Annotated in this window: 1 protein-coding gene; it reads right to left on the bottom strand. The window is 40.1% G+C overall.

The annotated features are described in order from the left end of the window. Positions 1–698, bottom strand: a 698-nt coding sequence (locus H8S63_RS19790; RefSeq protein ID WP_370527617.1) for a DNA methyltransferase, incomplete at both ends; no start/stop codon positions are given.

The following is a 698-nucleotide window of genomic DNA, read 5'->3' on the forward strand; positions in this document are numbered from 1 at the left end:
CATTTGATGTTAATGTCGATATTTGGTAAGGTTTCTAAATAAGTGTAATTACTTTCAGCCGTATAGTAAGCATTCTTCAACAATTCAATCCACAGTCGTAGGCGGCAAATCTTCACAGAGTTGGGGTTAATATCAACGCCAAATAAACAGTTCTCAATGATTTGACGCTTCTCCTTGAAAAGAGTTTCCTGCATGCGGCGACTTTCCGCATTGAGTGGGTTGTAAGCAAATAAATTACCTTCGGTATCGGTAACAATCAGCTCGTCATTTTCAATGGCAAGTTGATAGTCCGCTTTGCGGATACGCTTACCGGTAGCATCTACCAAAATACCTAATTCGTATTTCAAGAGTATCAGTTCATTGAGAGCAGACACAAGAAAGTGACCCGAACCAACAGCTGGATCACACAGTCGCAAACTGTTAATTAGTTCATTAGCTTCGACTATATTGTCAATATGGTTGTATAGTTCTATACGGGTGGTACAATTCCAGCCATAATAACCATTAAACTTTTGCAACACGGTCTTGGTGATTGCTTCACGGCACATGAACATAGTGATAAAGCCTGGAGTGAATACTGAACCATCCTTGTGACCATTTATTTTCTCGAATATAAGCCCTAAAACAGAAGCATTGATGAGTGTTTTAGCCTCTTCTTGCACTTCTTCACTGCCTTCGCTCGCAAAGTTATAAGCGTC

Origin of the sequence: Bacteroides sp. NSJ-39, assembly GCF_014287315.1 — a bacterium.
GTDB classification, from domain to species: Bacteria; Bacteroidota; Bacteroidia; order Bacteroidales; family Bacteroidaceae; genus Bacteroides; species Bacteroides finegoldii.